16 protein-coding genes are annotated in these 16,617 nt (G+C 60.9%); 6 read left to right on the forward strand and 10 right to left on the reverse strand.

All coding sequences use genetic code 11. The features are described from left to right. Positions 1–55: 55 nt before the first annotated feature. A complete protein-coding gene (locus ACEPAJ_RS04205; protein ID WP_425913737.1) occupies positions 56–475 on the forward strand; it encodes a hypothetical protein in 420 nt (139 codons plus the stop codon). 150 nt (positions 476–625) lie between these two features. Here the strand turns inward: ACEPAJ_RS04205 and ACEPAJ_RS04210 are convergent, their stop codons facing one another. From ACEPAJ_RS04210 to ACEPAJ_RS04225, 4 genes are all read right to left on the reverse strand, one after another. Continuing rightward, a complete protein-coding gene (locus tag ACEPAJ_RS04210) occupies positions 626–1,051 on the reverse strand; it encodes an OsmC family protein (protein WP_425913739.1) in 426 nt (141 codons plus the stop codon). A gap of 82 nt (positions 1,052–1,133) precedes the next feature. After that, entirely contained in the window at positions 1,134–2,129 is a 996-nt protein-coding gene (locus tag ACEPAJ_RS04215; protein ID WP_425913740.1) for an LLM class flavin-dependent oxidoreductase, read from the reverse strand. A gap of 177 nt (positions 2,130–2,306) precedes the next feature. Further along, positions 2,307–2,522 (reverse strand): dodecin, encoded by a 216-nt coding sequence (locus ACEPAJ_RS04220; protein WP_425913741.1) that lies wholly within the window; start codon positions 2,520–2,522, stop codon positions 2,307–2,309. Positions 2,523–2,596: 74 nt separating this feature from the next. Further along, positions 2,597–3,484: a LysR family transcriptional regulator gene (locus ACEPAJ_RS04225; protein WP_425913742.1), complete on the reverse strand. Its 888-nt coding sequence runs from the start codon at positions 3,482–3,484 to the stop codon at positions 2,597–2,599. A 135-nt stretch (positions 3,485–3,619) separates the two neighbouring features. Between ACEPAJ_RS04225 and trpB the strand changes: the two genes are divergently transcribed. From trpB to ACEPAJ_RS04240, 3 genes are all read left to right on the forward strand, one after another. Continuing rightward, a complete protein-coding gene (gene trpB, locus ACEPAJ_RS04230; protein WP_274087341.1) occupies positions 3,620–4,831 on the forward strand; it encodes a tryptophan synthase subunit beta in 1,212 nt (403 codons plus the stop codon). Further along, a complete protein-coding gene (gene trpA, locus ACEPAJ_RS04235) occupies positions 4,828–5,637 on the forward strand; it encodes a tryptophan synthase subunit alpha (RefSeq protein WP_274087340.1) in 810 nt (269 codons plus the stop codon). Before trpB ends, trpA begins: the two co-directional genes overlap by 4 nt. 254 nt (positions 5,638–5,891) lie before the next feature. Then, positions 5,892–6,536 carry a TetR/AcrR family transcriptional regulator gene (locus tag ACEPAJ_RS04240; RefSeq protein WP_274087339.1) on the forward strand — a complete coding sequence of 215 codons (645 nt, stop codon included), beginning with the start codon at positions 5,892–5,894 and terminating at the stop codon, positions 6,534–6,536. A 194-nt stretch (positions 6,537–6,730) separates the two neighbouring features. On the opposite strand, the gene argA is transcribed toward ACEPAJ_RS04240, so the two are convergent. From argA to ACEPAJ_RS04260, 4 genes are all read right to left on the reverse strand, one after another. Next, positions 6,731–8,029: an amino-acid N-acetyltransferase gene (gene argA / locus ACEPAJ_RS04245; RefSeq protein WP_274087338.1), complete on the reverse strand. Its 1,299-nt coding sequence runs from the start codon at positions 8,027–8,029 to the stop codon at positions 6,731–6,733. A 99-nt stretch (positions 8,030–8,128) separates the two neighbouring features. Next, positions 8,129–9,310 carry an acetylornithine deacetylase gene (gene argE, locus ACEPAJ_RS04250; protein WP_274087337.1) on the reverse strand — a complete coding sequence of 394 codons (1,182 nt, stop codon included), beginning with the start codon at positions 9,308–9,310 and terminating at the stop codon, positions 8,129–8,131. 65 nt (positions 9,311–9,375) lie between these two features. Next, entirely contained in the window at positions 9,376–10,641 is a 1,266-nt protein-coding gene (locus ACEPAJ_RS04255; RefSeq protein WP_274087336.1) for an inorganic phosphate transporter, read from the reverse strand. A 39-nt stretch (positions 10,642–10,680) separates the two neighbouring features. Beyond that, entirely contained in the window at positions 10,681–11,358 is a 678-nt protein-coding gene (locus tag ACEPAJ_RS04260) for a TIGR00153 family protein (RefSeq protein ID WP_274087335.1), read from the reverse strand. Positions 11,359–11,470: 112 nt separating this feature from the next. Here ACEPAJ_RS04260 and ACEPAJ_RS04265 point away from each other — a divergent pair, with 112 nt between their 5' ends. Beyond that, entirely contained in the window at positions 11,471–12,835 is a 1,365-nt protein-coding gene (locus ACEPAJ_RS04265) for an inorganic triphosphatase (RefSeq protein ID WP_274087334.1), read from the forward strand. Between the two features lie 132 nt (positions 12,836–12,967). On the opposite strand, the gene ACEPAJ_RS04270 is transcribed toward ACEPAJ_RS04265, so the two are convergent. Both ACEPAJ_RS04270 and ACEPAJ_RS04275 read right to left on the reverse strand, forming a co-directional pair. Continuing rightward, positions 12,968–14,026 (reverse strand): polyamine ABC transporter substrate-binding protein, encoded by a 1,059-nt coding sequence (locus ACEPAJ_RS04270; protein WP_274087333.1) that lies wholly within the window; start codon positions 14,024–14,026, stop codon positions 12,968–12,970. 147 nt (positions 14,027–14,173) lie between these two features. Beyond that, entirely contained in the window at positions 14,174–15,550 is a 1,377-nt protein-coding gene (locus tag ACEPAJ_RS04275; protein WP_274087332.1) for a glutamine synthetase family protein, read from the reverse strand. Positions 15,551–15,826: 276 nt separating this feature from the next. Here ACEPAJ_RS04275 and ACEPAJ_RS04280 point away from each other — a divergent pair, with 276 nt between their 5' ends. Continuing rightward, positions 15,827–16,579: a gamma-glutamyl-gamma-aminobutyrate hydrolase family protein gene (locus ACEPAJ_RS04280; protein WP_274087331.1), complete on the forward strand. Its 753-nt coding sequence runs from the start codon at positions 15,827–15,829 to the stop codon at positions 16,577–16,579. The last annotated feature ends 38 nt before the right edge of the window (positions 16,580–16,617 follow it).

Below are 16,617 nucleotides of genomic sequence, written 5' to 3' on the forward strand. Positions count from 1 at the left end.
CTACCAGCGCAGGATCGGCGTAGGCTAGTGGGCAGTTAAATGAGGGAGGTATCCCATGCGTTACTTAGGTTTGTTGAGTGGTGTGCTGGTGCTCAGTGCCTGCGCCTCGCCCGTACCATCGCCTGACCCAAGCCAAGCCTGGGTTGAACTGCGCAGCAACGCTGGCACCTTGCTCATGGCCGATCGCCTCGATGGCCAGCGGCTGAACGATGGTCGCTACTTTCAGGTGCCGGCCGGTGCCCATGAATTACAGGCGCGTTTTCAGTTTGAGGTAAACAGCGGCGGTGGCCAGGATGGCCTCTCCGAACCGCGGCAGGTGACCTGCGAAATCCGTGTGCGGCATGACAACTTTGTCGCCGGTCAGCGCTACCGACTAGAGGCCAGGCCCATGCAGATGAAGGCCCAGGCCTGGCTCTATGATGCACAGCGCAATGTGCTGGCGCGCGGCAAAGTGTTGCGCTGCGGTACGTTCTGAGAACCTGTCCACGATCTGCTGCGCGTCGGCCCTGCGGCGTTAAAAACAGGCTCGGAATGCTCATGTACACCAGTACACTCCGCTTCCTTGCGTGTTTTTGCCTTGCAGGGCTCTAGCTCGCTATATCGTTAGCAGGTTCTAGATTAGCGATCAGCTATCGAGTACCGCTTCCAGAGTAATCTCAGCGTTCAGCACTTTGGAGACGGGGCAGCCGTTCTTCGCGGTTTCTACGGCTTTCTCGAAGGCAGCGCGGTCGGCTCCGGGGATTTTCGCGTGCAAGGACAGGTGCACGGCGGTGATGGCAAAGCCGCCATCCTGTTTGTCGAGGGTGACCTCAGCGCGGGTTTCGATGCTTTCGGCGGTCATTCCGGCGTCGCCCAGCTCCTTGGACAGGGCCATGGAAAAGCAGCCCGCGTGCGCCGCACCGAGCAGCTCTTCGGGGTTGCTGCCGGGCTGGTCTTCGAAGCGCGTATTAAAGCCATAAGGCACTTTGTTCAGCGCGCCGCTCTGGGTCGAAATCGTGCCTTTGCCATCCTTGATGCCACCTTGCCAGTGGGCTGATGCGGTCTTCTTCATCGGGCGTCTCCTGTGCGTGGGGTTACAGGGTTGGGAGTGCTATTCGCCGCACAAGTTCGTCAATTGATCCGCTGCCGGTAAATCAGCGCAGCTGTGCCAGCAGTTCAAAGGCATGCAGGCGGTCGGCGAAGTCATACAGGTCGCAGGTGAAAATCAGTTCATCGGCGCCGGTCTGTTCCAGCAACACCTCCAGGCGCGCGCGAACTTTCTCCGGACCGCCGATCATCGCCAGGCCAAGGAAGCTGCTCACCGCCTCTTTCTCATGCGGCAGCCACAGGCCCTGCATGCTGCTGACGGGCGGCTTCTGCACCAGGCTCTGGCCGCGAATCAGCGCCAGAATGCGCTGATAAGCCGAGGTGGCCAGGTATTCGGCCTGTTCATCCGTGTCGGCGGCAATCAGCGGTACGCCGAGCATCACATAGGGTTTGTCGAGCACCGCCGAGGGCTTGAAGTGGTTGCGGTAGACGCGGATCGCCTCGTGCATATAGCGCGGTGCGAAGTGCGAGGCGAAGGCATAGGGCAAGCCTTTTTCACCCGCCAATTGGGCGCTGAATAAGCTGGAACCGAGTAGCCAGATTGGCACGTTGGTGTCTGCACCCGGCATGGCGATCACTCGTTGATCCGGCGTGCGCGGGCCCAGGTAGCGTTGCAGCTCTTCAACATCGGCGGGGAAGTCATCGGCACTGCCAATGCGGTCGCGGCGCAGTGCTTGCGCGGTGAAGTGATCCGCACCCGGCGCGCGGCCCAGGCCCAGTTCGATGCGGCCCGGATACAGCGTTGCCAGGGTGCCGAACTGTTCAGCAATCACCAGCGGGGCATGGTTGGGCAGCATCACGCCGCCAGAGCCCAGGCGAATGCGCGAGGTGCCGGCGGCCAGATAGCCCAGCAGTACGGCGGTGGCCGAGCTGGCGATGCCATCCATATTGTGGTGTTCAGCCACCCAGAAGCGCTCGAAGCCCAGGCGCTCGACATGCTGCGCCAGCGCCAGGGAGTTATGCAGGGCCTGGGCGGCGTTGCCGTCGTCACGAATCGGGGCGAGATCAAGGGTGGAGAATTTGCTCTGTGCGAGTGCGCTCATCGGGCCTGCCTGTGGATTATCCGTTTGCACGGCGCAGCAGTGCGCCAATACCTGAGTTAGATAGTGGGGTTTATTCTGCAGATTCCAAGGGCCGGGCGTGTTTGTCGGGCGGACGGTGATGATCAGCCCGCTAAATCTGGCCAGCCAGCACGCGGTGGCCAGGTTGTTGGGTGCGGGCTAGCTGTTGCTCATGCGAAAGCCGATTTTCAGGCTGACTTGATAGTGACCGACTTTGCCGTCGACGATATGCCCGCGGGTTTCCACCACTTCGAACCAGTCCATATTGCGGACTGATTTGGCGCACTCAGCGAGGGCATTCTCGATGGCATCTTCGATGCTGGTTTTCGAGGAACCGACGATTTCGATTTTCTTGTAGGTGTGATGATCGGACATGAGCGTTCTCCTTTGGCTGATAGTTCAACGCTAGTTGAACCCCAGCGGATTGCCCGATCTGTAGGGGGGACGGCTCAGCGCGCCAGCTCGTTGCGTAACCACTCGGCCAGTCGCTGTGCGCGTTTATCCAGGCGGCGCGCCGGCACCCACAAGGCCAAACGTGCCGAGGTTTCGACAAAGCCCCAGGGCGCAACCAGGCGACCGCCGGCAAGGTCATCGGCGACCAGTTGCTGCGGGGCAATCGCCACACCCAAACCTGCGGCGGCGGCTTCCAGTAGGTAGTAAAGGTGTTCGAAGCCCTGGCCGAGTCTCAATGTCGAGGCGTCCAGCGCATTGCTGCTGGCCCAGCTGGGCCAGGCTTGCGGGCGTGAGCTGGTGTGCAGCAGCGGCTCGCTCAGCAGGGCCGCTGCAGGCGCCTGATGCAGTGCGTCGAAGTGCGCATAACGCGGGCTGAGCACAGGGCCGATGCGTTCGGCCGCCAGCTCGAACACCTGCATATCCGCCGGCCACGGCGGCTCGGCGAACCACAGGGTGGCGTCCACACCGCTGCGGCGCGGGTCCAGTTCGCCTTCGCTGGCGGACAGTTGCAAGCGCAGTTCCGGCAACTCGCGATTGAGGCGGTCCAGGCGCGGAATAAACCAGCGCGCCAGCAGGCTGCCCGGGCAGGCCAAGACAAACGGCGCATCGGCCTGGCCCTGCTGCAGTTCGGCGCAGGTGCTGCGCAGGCGGCCGAACAACTCCGCGCTGACATCGCGTAAACGAATCCCTGCATCTGTGAGTTTAAGGCCCCGCCCTTCCTTGCTGAACAAGGCCACACCCAAGTGCTCTTCGAGGAGGCGCACCTGTCGGCTGACGGCGCCATGCGTGACATGCAGCTCATCTGCTGCCTGGCTGATGCTATTCAGCCGCGCAGCGGCTTCGAAGGCGCGCAAGGCATTCAGGGGTGGAAGGTCCTGGCTCATGTGTGAGTTTTCCTAACAGGTTGCGGCGATCTTATCGCTTTTGTCGCGCGGGCTGCAGCTTTATCCTGTGCCCATTGCCGTAGAGAAGCGGGTTGTGCCCGCGAACTACAGCGCCACTTTCCCAAGGAGAACGCCATGACTTCTTTCCGCGCTGGCCCTGACGCCAACGGCCTGTTTGGCTCGTTCGGTGGCCAATATGTCGCCGAAACCCTGATGCCGCTGATCCACGACCTGGCCGCCGAATACGAGAAGGCCAAGCTTGATCCTGAGTTCCAGAAGGAACTGGCCTACTTTCAGCGTGATTTCGTCGGCCGCCCCAGCCCGCTGTACTTCGCTGAGCGTCTGACCGACATGTGCGGCGGCGCGAAGATCTACTTCAAGCGCGAAGAGCTCAACCACACCGGCGCGCACAAGATTAACAACTGCATCGGCCAGGTGTTGCTGGCCAAACGCATGGGCAAAAAACGCATCATCGCCGAGACTGGCGCGGGCATGCACGGCGTGGCCACCGCCACCGTGGCGGCGCGCTTTGGCATGGAATGCGTGATCTTTATGGGTAGCACCGACATCCATCGCCAGAACGCCAACGTACTGCGCATGAAGCTGATGGGCGCCACCGTGGTACCCGTGGTCGCCGGTACTGGCACCCTGAAAGATGCGATGAACGAAGCCTTGCGTGACTGGGTCACCAACGTCGACACCACTTTCTACATGATCGGCACCGTGGCCGGCCCGCACCCGTACCCGGCAATGGTCCGTGACTTCCAAGCGGTCATCGGCAAGGAAACCCGTGAGCAGATGCTTTCCCAGGAAGGTCGCCTGCCCGACAGCCTGATCGCCTGCATCGGCGGTGGCTCGAATGCCATCGGCCTGTACCACCCGTTCCTTGACGATAAAGACGTGAAAATCATCGGCGTTGAAGCGGCTGGTCATGGCATCGAAACCGGCAAGCACGCGGCCAGCTTGAACGGTGGCGTGCCGGGCGTACTGCACGGTAACCGTACCTTCCTGCTGCAGAACGACGACGGCCAGATCATCGACGCGCACTCGATTTCTGCCGGTCTTGATTACCCGGGCATCGGCCCAGAACACGCCTGGTTGCATGAGATCGGTCGCGTTGAGTACACCTCGGTGACTGACACCGAAGCCCTGGAAGCCTTCCATATTTGCTGCCGCCAGGAAGGCATCATTCCTGCCCTGGAAACCGCTCACGCGTTGGCCGAAGTGTTCAAACGTGCGCCGAACCTGCCCAAGGATCACCTGATGGTGGTCAACCTGTCCGGGCGTGGCGACAAAGATATGCAAACCATCGTGCACCACATGGAACAACAGGAGAAGCACGCATGAGCCGCCTGCAAAGCCGCTTTGCCGAGCTGAAACAACAGAACCGCGCCGCCCTGGTGACCTTCGTCACCGCCGGCGACCCGAACTATGACGCCTCCCTGGCCATCCTCAAGGGCCTGCCGGCGGCGGGTGCCGATGTGATCGAGCTGGGTATGCCGTTTACCGACCCGATGGCCGATGGCCCAGCGATTCAGCTGGCGAATATCCGCGCCCTCGAAGGCAAGCAGGACCTGGCGAAAACCCTGCAGATGGTCCGCGCCTTCCGTGAAGGCGAGCAAGCAACGCCGCTGGTGCTGATGGGCTACTTCAACCCAATCCACAAATATGGCGTCGAGCGTTTTATCGCTGAAGCCAAAGACGCCGGTGTTGATGGCCTGATCGTCGTCGATCTGCCGCCAGAGCATAACGTCGACCTGTGCGACCCTGCGCAAGCGGCGGGCATCGACTTTATCCGCCTGACCACCCCGACCACCGATGACAAGCGCTTGCCGACCGTGCTTAACGGCAGCTCCGGCTTCGTCTATTACGTCTCGGTGGCCGGTGTGACCGGCGCGGGTTCTGCCACGCTGGAGCACGTCGAGCAGGCTGTTGCCCGTTTGCGTCGGCATACCGACCTGCCGCTGTGCATCGGTTTCGGCATCCGTACCCCGGAGCACGCGGCGACCATCGCCCGTCTGGCCGATGGTGTGGTAGTGGGCTCGGCGCTGATCGATCAGGTCGCCAATGCCAGCAGCAACGAGCAGGCCGTAGAGGGCGTGCTGAGTCTGTGTGCGGCATTGGCTGAAGGTGTGCGCGGCGCGCGCGTCTGACCTCGGATCTGCTGCGCGTCGGCGATACTGCGTTAAAAATGGCCTCGGCAAGCCGCTTGCGGCTAACGCGCTTTAGCGCGGCCCGGAGGGCGAGTGAAGCGAGTAGTGCTCATTTACAACTCGTAAACTCCGCTTCCTCGGCCATTTTTGCCTTGTCTCGCTCTAGCTCGCGAGATCCGAAACCGCGTCTGAGAAACTTGCGAGCGGGACGCTGCTTGGCGTCCAATAGCGCACCCTTGCTCTAGAGTCTCGTCATGTCACGTCCGCCTGTTGCCCGCAAACCCCGCGCCAGTAGCCAGAGCCGCATTGCTGGCATCCTGGCGGCTGCGCGTGAGTTACTGTCCGAGCAGGGCGTGGCCAGCCTGTCGATCTACAGCGTGGCTGAGCGCGCGCAGATTCCGCCCTCGTCGGTGTATCACTTCTTCGCCAGCGTGCCGGCATTGCTTGAAGCGCTGACGGCTGATATTCACGCGGCGTTTCGCGCCTGCCTGCAGGAACCGGTGGAGCATGCCAGCCTGCGCGACTGGCGGGATCTGTCGCGGTTGGTCGAGCAGCGCATGTTGGCGATCTACGCGGCCGATGCCGCTGCGCGCCAGCTGATTTTGGCGCAGCACGGCCTGGCTGAAGTGACCCAGGCCGATCGCCAGCACGACATCGAGCTGGGCCAGGCGATGCAGGTGTTGTTCGACCGCCATTTCCCGTTGCCGCAGCTGCCGGACGATGTGGACGTGTTCGCCTTGGCTATGGAACTGGGCGACCGCGTGTATGCGCGCTCGGTGCAGCTGCACGGCGAAATCACCCCACGTATGGCCGAGGAAGGCATGCGGGTGTTCGATGCCTATATCGGTTTGTACCTGCCAACCCATCTGCCGAAACGCAATCACGCCCAGGCGGATTAGCGACAGACAAGCGTCGTAGGGTGGGTTAGGCGCTTATTGCATAGCTAAGCCTGGCGCGCATTTGGCTGCGCCGTAACCCGCCAAATGGGCTGATACCGCTTGGTGGGTTACGCGACACCCTTTTAGCGCAGCCTTCCTTGAGTCATGCGCGAGGTGTCGCTAACCCACTCTACAGGGTGAGCAGGTTGTGCTTGTTACAGTGCCTTTTCAAACACCTGTGAGTTGCGCTGGTAGTTGTACAGCGAGGCGCGGGCGGCGGGCAGGCGGTCGACGCTGCTGAGCTCGAAGCCACGCTCGCGGAACCAGTGAGCGGTGCGGGTGGTGAGCACGAACAGGGTTTTCAGGCCTTGCGCCCGTGCCCTGTCCTCGATGCGTTCAAGCAATTCATCGCCACGGCCGCCATGGCGATAGGCCGGGTTGACCGCCAGGCAGGCCAGCTCGCCAAAATCTGAGTCGGCAATCTGGTACAGCGCGGCGCAGGCGATGATCAGTCCTTCACGCTCGACGATGCTGAATTGCTCGATCTCGCGCTCCAGCACCTCGCGTGAACGGCGTACCAGAATGCCTTGGTCTTCCAGTGGGGTGATCAGCTCCATCAAGCCGCCAACATCTTCAATGGTCGCCTCGCGGAGCGACTCGAACTGTTCCTGCGCCACCAGGGTGCCGTTGCCGGTGCGGGTAAACAGCTCGCTGAGCAGCGCACCGTCTTCGGCGTAGCTGACGATATGGCTGCGCCGCACGCCGCCCTTACAGGCCTCGGCAGCGGCGTCGAGCAACTCGGCCTGGTAGCTGTTGCCCAGGCGTTGCAGGTGCGCGGGTACTTGTTGTGGGCGCAGTTCGCGCACCAGCTTACCGGCGGCGTCGAGCAGGCCGCACTCGGCGCCGAACAGCAGCAGCTTGTCGGCATCCAGGTCAATGGCGGCGCGGGTGGCGACGTCTTCGCAGGCCAGGTTGAAAATCTCGCCGGTGGGCGAATAGCCCAGTGGCGAGAGCAACACGATGCTGCGCTCATCCAGCTGACGGTTGATGCCCTTGCGGTCGATGCGCCGCACTTCGCCGGTGTGGTGATAGTCAACGCCATCGACCACGCCAATCGGCCGTGCGGTGACGAAGTTGCCGCTGGTCACGCGCATGCGTGAGCCCTGCATGGGCGAGCGCGCCATGTCCATCGACAGGCGCGCTTCGATGGCGATGCGCAACTGGCCGACGGCATCAATCACGCAGTCCAGGGTTGGGCTGTCGGTGATGCGCAGGTCGCGGTGATAGCGTGGGGTTAAACCGTTGCTCGCCAGGCGCGTTTCAATTTGCGGGCGCGAGCCGTGCACCAGCACCAGGCGCACGCCCAGGCTGTGCAGCAGCACCAAGTCGTGAACGATATTGCCGAAGTTGGCGTGGGCAACGCCCTCGCCCGGCAGCATGACGACAAAGGTGCAGTCGCGGTGAGCGTTGATATAGGGCGAAGCGTGGCGGAGCCAATTAACGTGGTCGTGCATTACCTGAAGAACCTGTGTCGAGTATGGAACGCATGGGGTGGCGCGCGTGCGCCAGACGAGGCAGCCGGGAGCGCTTTTATCGTCGCAGTTGGGGCAGCTTCACGCGTTCTCTCCTCCAGATGGCACAGCCGGTTGGCTGGGATTCAGACAGTAATGTTCGATCAGTTGTTGCAACAGACGCACGGTCGGCTGCAAACGTGACATGTCCAGGTATTCATTCGGCTGGTGGGCGCAGTCGATATCGCCGGGGCCGAGTACCAGGGTTTCGCAGCCAAGTTGCTGAAGATAAGGCGCTTCGGTGGCAAATGCCACTGAGGCGGCGGTGTGCCCGGTCAGGCGTTCGGCAACGCGCACCAGTTCGGCGTCGGCGTTTTGCTCAAACGGCGGCACGCTGGGGAAGAGGGGCGCGTAGTCGATTTTTACCTGGTGTTGCTCGGCCAGCGGTTGCAGCTTCTGGCGGATCGCCGCGCGCAGGGCCTCCGGCTGCATGCCGGGCAAGGGGCGCAGGTCGAACTCCAGTGCACATTGGCCGCAAATGCGGTTGGGGTTATCGCCGCCATGGATGCAGCCGAAATTCAGGGTTGGCTGCGGCATGCTGAATTGCGGGTTGTTGAATTCGCGCTGCCACTGCGCACGCAGGTCGCGTAGCGCGAGCATCACGTCCTGCATGGCCTCCAGCGCGCTGTGGCCGAGGCTTGGGTCCGAGGAGTGGCCGCTCTGCCCGAGAATATCGATGCGCTCCATCATGATGCCTTTGTGCAGGCGAATCGGCCGTAACCCGGTTGGCTCACCAATCACCGCCGCGCGCCCCAGTGGCTGGCCGGCGGCGGCCAGGGCGCGCGCGCCAGACATCGAACTTTCTTCATCGCAGGTGGCGAGAATCAGTAGCGGTTGTTTGAACGCTTGGCCGAGGAGCGGCTGCACGGCTTCGATGATCAGGGCAAAGAACCCCTTCATGTCGCAACTGCCCAGGCCAACCCAGCGGCCATCGACTTCGGTGAGCTTGAGCGGGTCGGTTTGCCACAACTGCGCATCGAACGGCACAGTGTCGCTGTGCCCGGCCAGTACTAAGCCGCCAGGGCCGCTGCCATAGCTGGCGAGCAGGTTGAATTTGCCGGGTGCCACGTGCTGCACGTCGCAGGCAAAGCCGAGGTCGCTAAGCCAGCCGGATAGCAGGTCAATGACGGGACGGTTGGACTGATCCCAATGCGCCTGCGTACAGCTGACCGATGGGGCGGCGATCAGGGCGGCGAATTGGTCTTTGAGGGAAGGCAGGGGCATCGGCTATCTCCGCAAGCGAGTCCCATCATAGGGCTAACGCTTGCGCAGATAAAACCGTGAGGTGCTTAGAGGAAGATACCGCGCAGGATAAAGAAGAAGAAAATCGACAGCGCAGCGCCCACCGGCAGGGTGATCAGCCAGGAGATAAAGATTTTGCCGATCACGCCCAGGTTCAGCGCGCCGATACCGCGCGCCAGGCCCACACCCAGTACCGCACCCACCAGGGTGTGGGTGGTGGAGACCGGCAAGCCCATGGCCGAGGCGCCGACCACGGTGGTGGCGGTCGCCAGTTCGGCCGCAAAGCCACGGCTTGGGGTCAGTTCGGTGATTTCTTTACCGATGGTGGCGATCACCTTGTAACCGTAGGTGGCCAAACCGATGACGATGCCCACCGCGCCGAGCAGCAATACCCAGCCAGGTACGGCAGATTTGGCGCCAATCACGGCTTCGCCGCCGGACTGAATCACCCCAACAATCGCAGCCAGCGGGCCGACAGCGTTGGCCACGTCATTTGAGCCGTGGGCGAAGGCCATGGCGCAGGCGGTGAAGATCATCAGGACGGCAAAGACCTTTTCCACGCTGGCGTAGTGGAAGTCTTTGTCGGCTTCTACATCGACCTTGATCCGGCTGAGCAGGGCGATACCCAGCAGCATGACGACCGCGCCGATAGCCAGTGAGAGCATCAGCCCTTCCGTGTTGGAGAGGTGCAAGCCGATGTGCTTGAGGCCTTTGGTCAGGGTCATGATGCTGACCATGAAACCGGTGATGAACATGTACAGCGGCACGAAACGCTTGGCATTAAGGAAGGGATTGTCGGTGTCGATGATCAGCTTTTGCACGCTGGTAAACAGCCAGAAAGCGACAAAGCCCGAGAGCAGCGGCGACACCACCCAGCTGGCCACGATCGGACCCACACCGCTCCAGTGCACCGCATCCATGGACACGCCAACGGCCGCAAAGCCGATCACCGCGCCGACGATGGAGTGCGTCGTAGAGACCGGCCAGCCACGTGTCGACGCCACCAGCAGCCAGGTGCCGGCTGCCAAGAGGGCGGACATCATGCCCAAGACCATGAGGTCCGGGGTGATCATGGTGGCATCAACAATGCCGTTTTTGATGGTATCGGTCACCTCGCCGCCGGCCAGGTAGGCACCGGCAAACTCAAAGACCATGGCGATCAGGATCGCCTGTTTGATGGTCAGTGCGCGCGAGCCCACCGAGGTGCCCATGGCATTGGCCACATCATTAGCACCCACGCCCCAGGCCATGAAAAAGCCGAAGAGACAGGCAAGCAGCAGCAATACGAGGCCGTAGTCCGCAATCAGAGACATAAATAATTAATCCGTAGATTCCAGAAAGGACACTGGCGCTTAGCGCGCCAGCAGTTGTTCCAGTCGGTTGCCGACACGTTCGGCACGGTCGGCTACGTCGCCGATCCACTCGATGATCTTGTAGAGGAACATCACATCGACCGCAGGAAGATCCTTTTCCAGTTTGAACAGCGTACGTCGCACTTCGATTTGCATCTTGTCGGTGTCGCGTTCGATTTGTTCCAGTTCCATGACCATGGATTCGACCAGCACTGCTTCGCGGCCACCAAAGCCGGTTTCCAGTAGCTCGTCGAGTTCGTTCATGGCCTTCAGCGCCTGGGCGCTGGCATCCACGGTGCGTTGTACAAACGCGCGCATCAGCTGTTGCAGCGGCTGCGGAATGGTCATTTCGCGGCCGAGCATCAGGCCGGCGATGTCCTTGGCGCGGTTGGCAACTTTGTCCTGTACACTCAGCAGCTCAAGCAGATCCGAGCGCGGTACGGGCAGGAACAGACTCTTGGGCAGGTGCAAGCGCACGTTTTTCTTGAGCTTGTCGGCCTCACCTTCGAGGCTGGCCATTTCCTGCTGTACCTGTTCTACCTTGGCCCAATCCTCGACCATTACGGCTTCGAAGAACGGCACCAGATTCGCTGCGCACTCGTGAGCCTTGGCAAAGTGCTTTTGCATTGGCCCAATCGGTGAGCGGCCAAACAGGCTGGCAAATGGATTGACTGGCATAGGGTGAACCCCGGCGTTAAGAAGGCGGCAAGTATACGGATCAGTCCGCAGGCCCGCTAGCGCAGGTAATCGGACTGTCACAATTTCATAGTAGGCGTTGACTCCCATCATCATGAACAAAGAAACCGAAATCAAACTGCGGGTTAGCCGTGCAACCTTGGCCGCCCTGCGTGATCACCCGTTGCTGAAGAAGCGCAACAAGAGTGGTTGGGAGCCGCGCGAACTGTTCAATCAGTACTTCGATACCCCCGAGCGCGATCTGGCAGCCGCCAAGGTGGCTCTGCGCGTGCGCCGCGACGGTGAGCAGTTTATTCAGACCCTGAAAACCCGTGGGCAAAGCGTGGCCGGCCTGTCGGAGCGCAATGAGTGGGACTGGAACCTGGCTAAAGCCAAGCTGGACCTGAAAAAACTCGATGACAGCTGCTGGCCAGCGGCCTTGGCCGAGTTGGACAAGAAGCAGTTGGTACCGATCTTCACCACTGATTTTATCCGTGAGAAGGCGGAAATCGCCTGGGGTCGCGGCAAGGCCAAGGTGGTGATCGAGGCCGCGCTGGACCTGGGCAAGGTGATTGCCGGCGAAGGCGAGGAAGAAATCTGCGAGCTGGAACTGGAGCTGCGCCAGGGTGAACCCGATGCGTTGCTGGAGCTGGCTGCCGAGCTGGCGGCTGATCTGGCGCTGATGCCCTGCGATATCAGCAAGGCCGAACGCGGTTATCGGCTGTTCGATGCCAGCAGCTACAGCCTGAATCTGCCGGCGCCTGCCGTGAGCGCGGAAACCAGCCTCGACGACAGCGTCGTCGCGCTGGGCTGGTACCTGCTGGGCAGCAGCCAGCGCCTGGCGGAACAATACCGCTTCAATGGCCACTGGCGCTTGCTGGTCGAGTGGCTGGAGCAGTTGATCGGTTTGCGAGCGCTGCTCGGTAGCCTCGGCCAGGCCGCGCCGCGTGCGAGCAGTCATGCCTTGCGTGAATTGCTTGATGCGTTGCTGTTGGAATGGCGGCCACTGCTGCTGGCCGGTCAGTTGGATGAGCAGGTGCGCAAAAATGCTCCGGCGCAGTTCGCGGCCGAGCTTGAAAACACCCGCTGGGGCCTGTTCTCCCTGACCACCTCGCGCTGGTTGCTGGCGCGCAGCTGGACCCAGGAGCGCAATAACCGTGGCAACCGCCAAGGTGCTGCGCCACTGGGTAACTGGTTGCCGACCTTGATTGCGGAAGAGGGCGCTGCCCTGCAGCTGCGTCGTTATCAGCAGCAGCCGGAAGATCTGGCCGAACAGCTGCCGCGTATCGAGCGCCTGCAGGTGTGGCTGCATTTGGCGCGTGAGGTGTTGGAGGTGCCAGAAGTCGACCGGCTCTATGGTGAACTGAACAAACTGGTCGAGCTGGCCAATCAGACCATTGACCCGGATGTACTGGCGGCGCGCAAGGCGCAGCTATTGACCATCGGTTCGCTAAAGGCCTGGCGTCAGCTGGTCAAGTAAGCGGCTGCCGACTGATGCCCCTTGCGGGGCATCAGTCTTGTTGGCGGCTCTTGGTGCGGCTACCACTGCAGGGATGCAGGACGTAGTGCGACGCAGAATGCCAGAGCCAACAGCTTCTCCCTGTTCTATCACTCAACTGCCATCACGAAAGCGTGTCCACACGGCTTCCAGGGTCGCGCTGTGCTTTTCCGGCAGGGTTTCCAATGCGTGCAGGCGGCGTTTGGTTTCGCGATCCGGGTACAAGCCCGGCTGGTTGCGCAGGGCTTCGTCGAGAAACGCCTGTGAGTCGGCATTACCGCTGGGGTACAGGGTTTCGGCGGTAATCAGTGCGGCGACCTTGGGCTGCATCAGGTAGTCGATAAAGCGATGAGCCAGGTCTGGACGTTTGGCGCTGCTGGGGATGACCAGGCTGTCGATAAACAGCACCGAGCCTTCATCCGGCACCAGAAAACGCACGGGTTGGCCGGCGTCGGCAGCGGCTAGCGCATCGCCAACCCAGGCCATGGCGACGCACAGTTTGCCCTGGTTGAGGTCGTCGATATAACGCTCGCTGTCGATATAGCGCAGGTTGGGGCGCAGGCCGTCGAGCACTTGGCTGCTGCGCTTGATCCGGCTCGGCGAGCTGCGTGCCAGGCTGCGGCCTTGATAACTGAGTAGTACGGTCAGGGTCTCGTCGGGTGCATCCAGCAGGCTGATGCCACAAGGGGCTAGCCGCGCGCTCTGTTCCGCGTCGAACAGCAGGCTCCAGCTGTCCGGTAGCGGGCCACCAAAGGCTGCTTCCGCGAGCGGTGTATTGATTGCCAGGCCCACGGCGCCCCATAGGTAGGGCACGGCATGCCGGTTGGCGGGGTCGAGGGCGACCAGGGTGCTGAGCAGTTGCTTGTCGAGGTGTTTGCGGTTGGGCAGTCGCTTGAAATCCAGCGGCTGCAGGGCGCCGTTCTTGATCATCGCTGGCAGCGCATCGTGCGAAGGCATGGCAATATCAATCGCTTCACCGCTGGCCAGTATGGTGTCCAACTCGGAGGCGGTGCTGAAGGTGTGGTATTCCACGCGAATACCGGTTTCGGCCTCGAAGTCCTTGAGCACCTGCGGGGCAATGTAGTCATTCCAGTTGTAGACGCGTATCACCTCTTCGGCGCTGGCCAGCAGCGGCGTCAGGGCAAGCAGCAGTAAGGCAAACAGGCGAGGCATGGTGATCTCCCGAAGAGGTCGTGTCGCGTCAGCAGGAATGTGCGGCGCAGCTTGCCCGTCATCGCGCCGAGACGTGAATAAAGGGCAGGCGTGGCGCAGCGCGCAGAATAAAAAACGCCGGCTCGAAGGCCGGCGTTGGGTGTTGCATCAAACGGTGTGCAAGTACCAGTTGTACTCGAGGTCGGAGATGGAGTTCTCGAACTCGGCCAACTCGCTTTCCTTGCAGGCGACGAAGATATCGATGTATTTCGGGTCGATATAGCGTGCCAGGATTTCACTGTCGTCCAACTCGCGCAGGGCATCGCGCAGGTTGTTCGGCAGGCTTTGCTCGTTTTGCTCGTAGGAGTTGCCTTCTACAGGCGGCCCCGGCTCGATTTTGTTGGTCAGGCCGTGGTGCACACCAGCCAATACCGCCGACAGCAGCAAGTACGGGTTGGCGTCTGCGCCGGCGACGCGGTGCTCGATGCGCACGGCATCGGCCGTGTCATTCGGTACGCGCAGAGCTACGGTGCGGTTGTCGATACCCCAGCTTGGTGAGTTAGGTACGTAGTACTGCGCACCGAAGCGACGGTAAGAGTTGACGTTGGGGCAGAGGAAGGCCATCGAAGCAGGCATGGTTTCCAGCACGCCGCCAATGGCGTGGCGCAGTGCATCGTTCTGCTCAGGATCTTCGCAGGCAAAAATGTTATTGCCGTCTTTGTCGAGAATCGAGATGTGCACATGCAGCCCGTTACCCGCTTGGTTGGGGTACGGCTTGGCCATGAAGGTGGTGTCCATTTCATGGTCATAGGCGATGTTCTTAACCAGGCGCTTGAGCAGCAGCGCGTAGTCGCACGCCTTGATCGGGTCGGCGACGTGGTGCAGGTTTACCTCGAATTGCGCGGGCGCACTTTCCTTGACGATGGCGTCGGCAGGGATGCCCTGCTCTTTAGCACCTTCAAGGATGTCCTGCAGGCACTCGGCGTATTCGTCGAGGTCGTCGATCAGGTACACCTGAGTCGAGTGTGGACGTTTGCCTGACAGAGGCGACAGCGGTGGCTGCGGACGGCCATTCACGTTGGCCTGGTCAATCAGGTAGAACTCCAGCTCGAAGGCTGCACAAATGGTAAGGCCCAGTTCGTCGAACTTCTCGACCACCTGACGCAACACTTCCCGTGGATCGGCAAAGAACGGCTGGCCTTCCAGTTCATGCATGGTCATTAACAGTTGCGCGGTAGGGCGCTTCTGCCAAGGCTCGTAGCACAGGGTGTTGGGGATGGGATAACAGATACGATCGGCATCGCCGATATCCAGACCCAGACCGGTGCTTTCCACCGTTGAGCCATTGATATCCAGAGCGAATAGAGACGCCGGGAGATTGATGCCGCGTTCGTAAACCTTATGCAGGCTCGCACGCTCGATACGCTTACCGCGCACCACACCATTCATATCTGCGATCAGAAGGTCGACGAACAGGACCTCAGGATGTTTCTTAAGGAACGCGTTCGCTTCGTTAAGCTGAACGGCACGCGGGGGTACCGACATGATGCAACACCTTTTATGTTAAAAATATCAATCATGCAATTGCACGGGTGTGAGTCAATCTTAAACACCTGATGCTGTCAAGAGAGGCGCGTTTTGCCCTTAATTGGTGCTTAGTGGCCAATTTCAGGGCATTACAGGGCAGTGCAGCCTAGCTGAAACCCTTGTCTTTCGCGGTGCTCAGTCGGGTGTGTTCAATTTTTTACATGGCTATTGTGAAAAAAAATGAACAAGGCTAAGCTCGGCCAAAACCCATAACAGCAATAAAACGGGTGTCTCATGTCGCGCCAGCCGATAATCGGCGTTAGTGCCTGCACCAAGCAGATCGGGCACAACATCTACCACACTGCCGGTGATAAATACCTGCAAGCAATTGTTCAGGTGGCAGGCGGTATGCCAGTCATCATCCCAGCACTGGGTGAGCAGCTTGATCAGGCTTACCTGCTGCAGCAACTCGACGGCCTGGTGTTTACCGGCTCGCCTTCCAACGTTGAACCCCATCACTATGCTGGCGACGCCAGTGAACCCGGCACTGCGCATGATCCGGCGCGTGACAATACGACACTTCCTTTGATTAAAGCAGCAATTGCTGCCGGTATCCCGGTGTTGGGCATTTGCCGTGGTTTTCAGGAGATGAACGTAGCCTTTGGTGGTGCACTGCATCAGCGTGTGCATGAGGTTGCCGGGTTAATGGACCACCGTGAACCCGCTGATCTTCCCGTAGAACAACAATATGGCCTGCGTCACGCGCTGCATGTGCAGCCGGGCGGGCTGCTCGCCGGCATCGGCTTGCCGGACGAGATTCAAGTTAATTCCATTCATGGCCAGGGCGTTCAGCGTCTGGCGCCGGGCCTTCGCGTAGAAGCACTGGCGCCTGACGGGTTGATCGAAGCCTTCTCCGTCGAAGGTGCCAAAAGCTTTGCCTTGGGGGTGCAATGGCACCCTGAATGGCAGGTACGATCTAACCCGAATTATCTCGCCATCTTCCAGGCCTTTGGTGAGGCTTGCAGGAAGACGGCGGGGCAACGCTGAACCGACTCTATATAAGTCGGTTCTCACCAACCCTGAGG

Source organism: Pseudomonas sp. GWSMS-1, from assembly GCF_049847425.1.
Taxonomy (GTDB): Bacteria; Pseudomonadota; Gammaproteobacteria; order Pseudomonadales; family Pseudomonadaceae; genus Aquipseudomonas.

Bases quoted from the DNA above. Each gene is read 5' to 3' on its own strand.
- trpA (WP_274087340.1), top strand. From the start codon at position 4,828: ATGAGCCGCCTGCAAAGCCGCTTTGCCGAGCTGAAACAACAGAACCGC.
- argA (WP_274087338.1), bottom strand. From the start codon at position 8,029: ATGCACGACCACGTTAATTGGCTCCGCCACGCTTCGCCCTATATCAAC.
- ACEPAJ_RS04280 (WP_274087331.1), top strand. From the start codon at position 15,827: ATGTCGCGCCAGCCGATAATCGGCGTTAGTGCCTGCACCAAGCAGATC.
- ACEPAJ_RS04225 (WP_425913742.1), bottom strand. From the start codon at position 3,484: ATGAGCCAGGACCTTCCACCCCTGAATGCCTTGCGCGCCTTCGAAGCC.
- ACEPAJ_RS04215 (WP_425913740.1), bottom strand. From the start codon at position 2,129: ATGAGCGCACTCGCACAGAGCAAATTCTCCACCCTTGATCTCGCCCCG.
- ACEPAJ_RS04260 (WP_274087335.1), bottom strand. From the start codon at position 11,358: ATGCCAGTCAATCCATTTGCCAGCCTGTTTGGCCGCTCACCGATTGGG.
- ACEPAJ_RS04270 (WP_274087333.1), bottom strand. From the start codon at position 14,026: ATGCCTCGCCTGTTTGCCTTACTGCTGCTTGCCCTGACGCCGCTGCTG.
- ACEPAJ_RS04240 (WP_274087339.1), top strand. From the start codon at position 5,892: ATGTCACGTCCGCCTGTTGCCCGCAAACCCCGCGCCAGTAGCCAGAGC.
- ACEPAJ_RS04255 (WP_274087336.1), bottom strand. From the start codon at position 10,641: ATGTCTCTGATTGCGGACTACGGCCTCGTATTGCTGCTGCTTGCCTGT.
- ACEPAJ_RS04210 (WP_425913739.1), bottom strand. From the start codon at position 1,051: ATGAAGAAGACCGCATCAGCCCACTGGCAAGGTGGCATCAAGGATGGC.
- trpB (WP_274087341.1), top strand. From the start codon at position 3,620: ATGACTTCTTTCCGCGCTGGCCCTGACGCCAACGGCCTGTTTGGCTCG.
- argE (WP_274087337.1), bottom strand. From the start codon at position 9,310: ATGCCCCTGCCTTCCCTCAAAGACCAATTCGCCGCCCTGATCGCCGCC.
- ACEPAJ_RS04265 (WP_274087334.1), top strand. From the start codon at position 11,471: ATGAACAAAGAAACCGAAATCAAACTGCGGGTTAGCCGTGCAACCTTG.
- ACEPAJ_RS04275 (WP_274087332.1), bottom strand. From the start codon at position 15,550: ATGTCGGTACCCCCGCGTGCCGTTCAGCTTAACGAAGCGAACGCGTTC.
- ACEPAJ_RS04205 (WP_425913737.1), top strand. From the start codon at position 56: ATGCGTTACTTAGGTTTGTTGAGTGGTGTGCTGGTGCTCAGTGCCTGC.
- ACEPAJ_RS04220 (WP_425913741.1), bottom strand. From the start codon at position 2,522: ATGTCCGATCATCACACCTACAAGAAAATCGAAATCGTCGGTTCCTCG.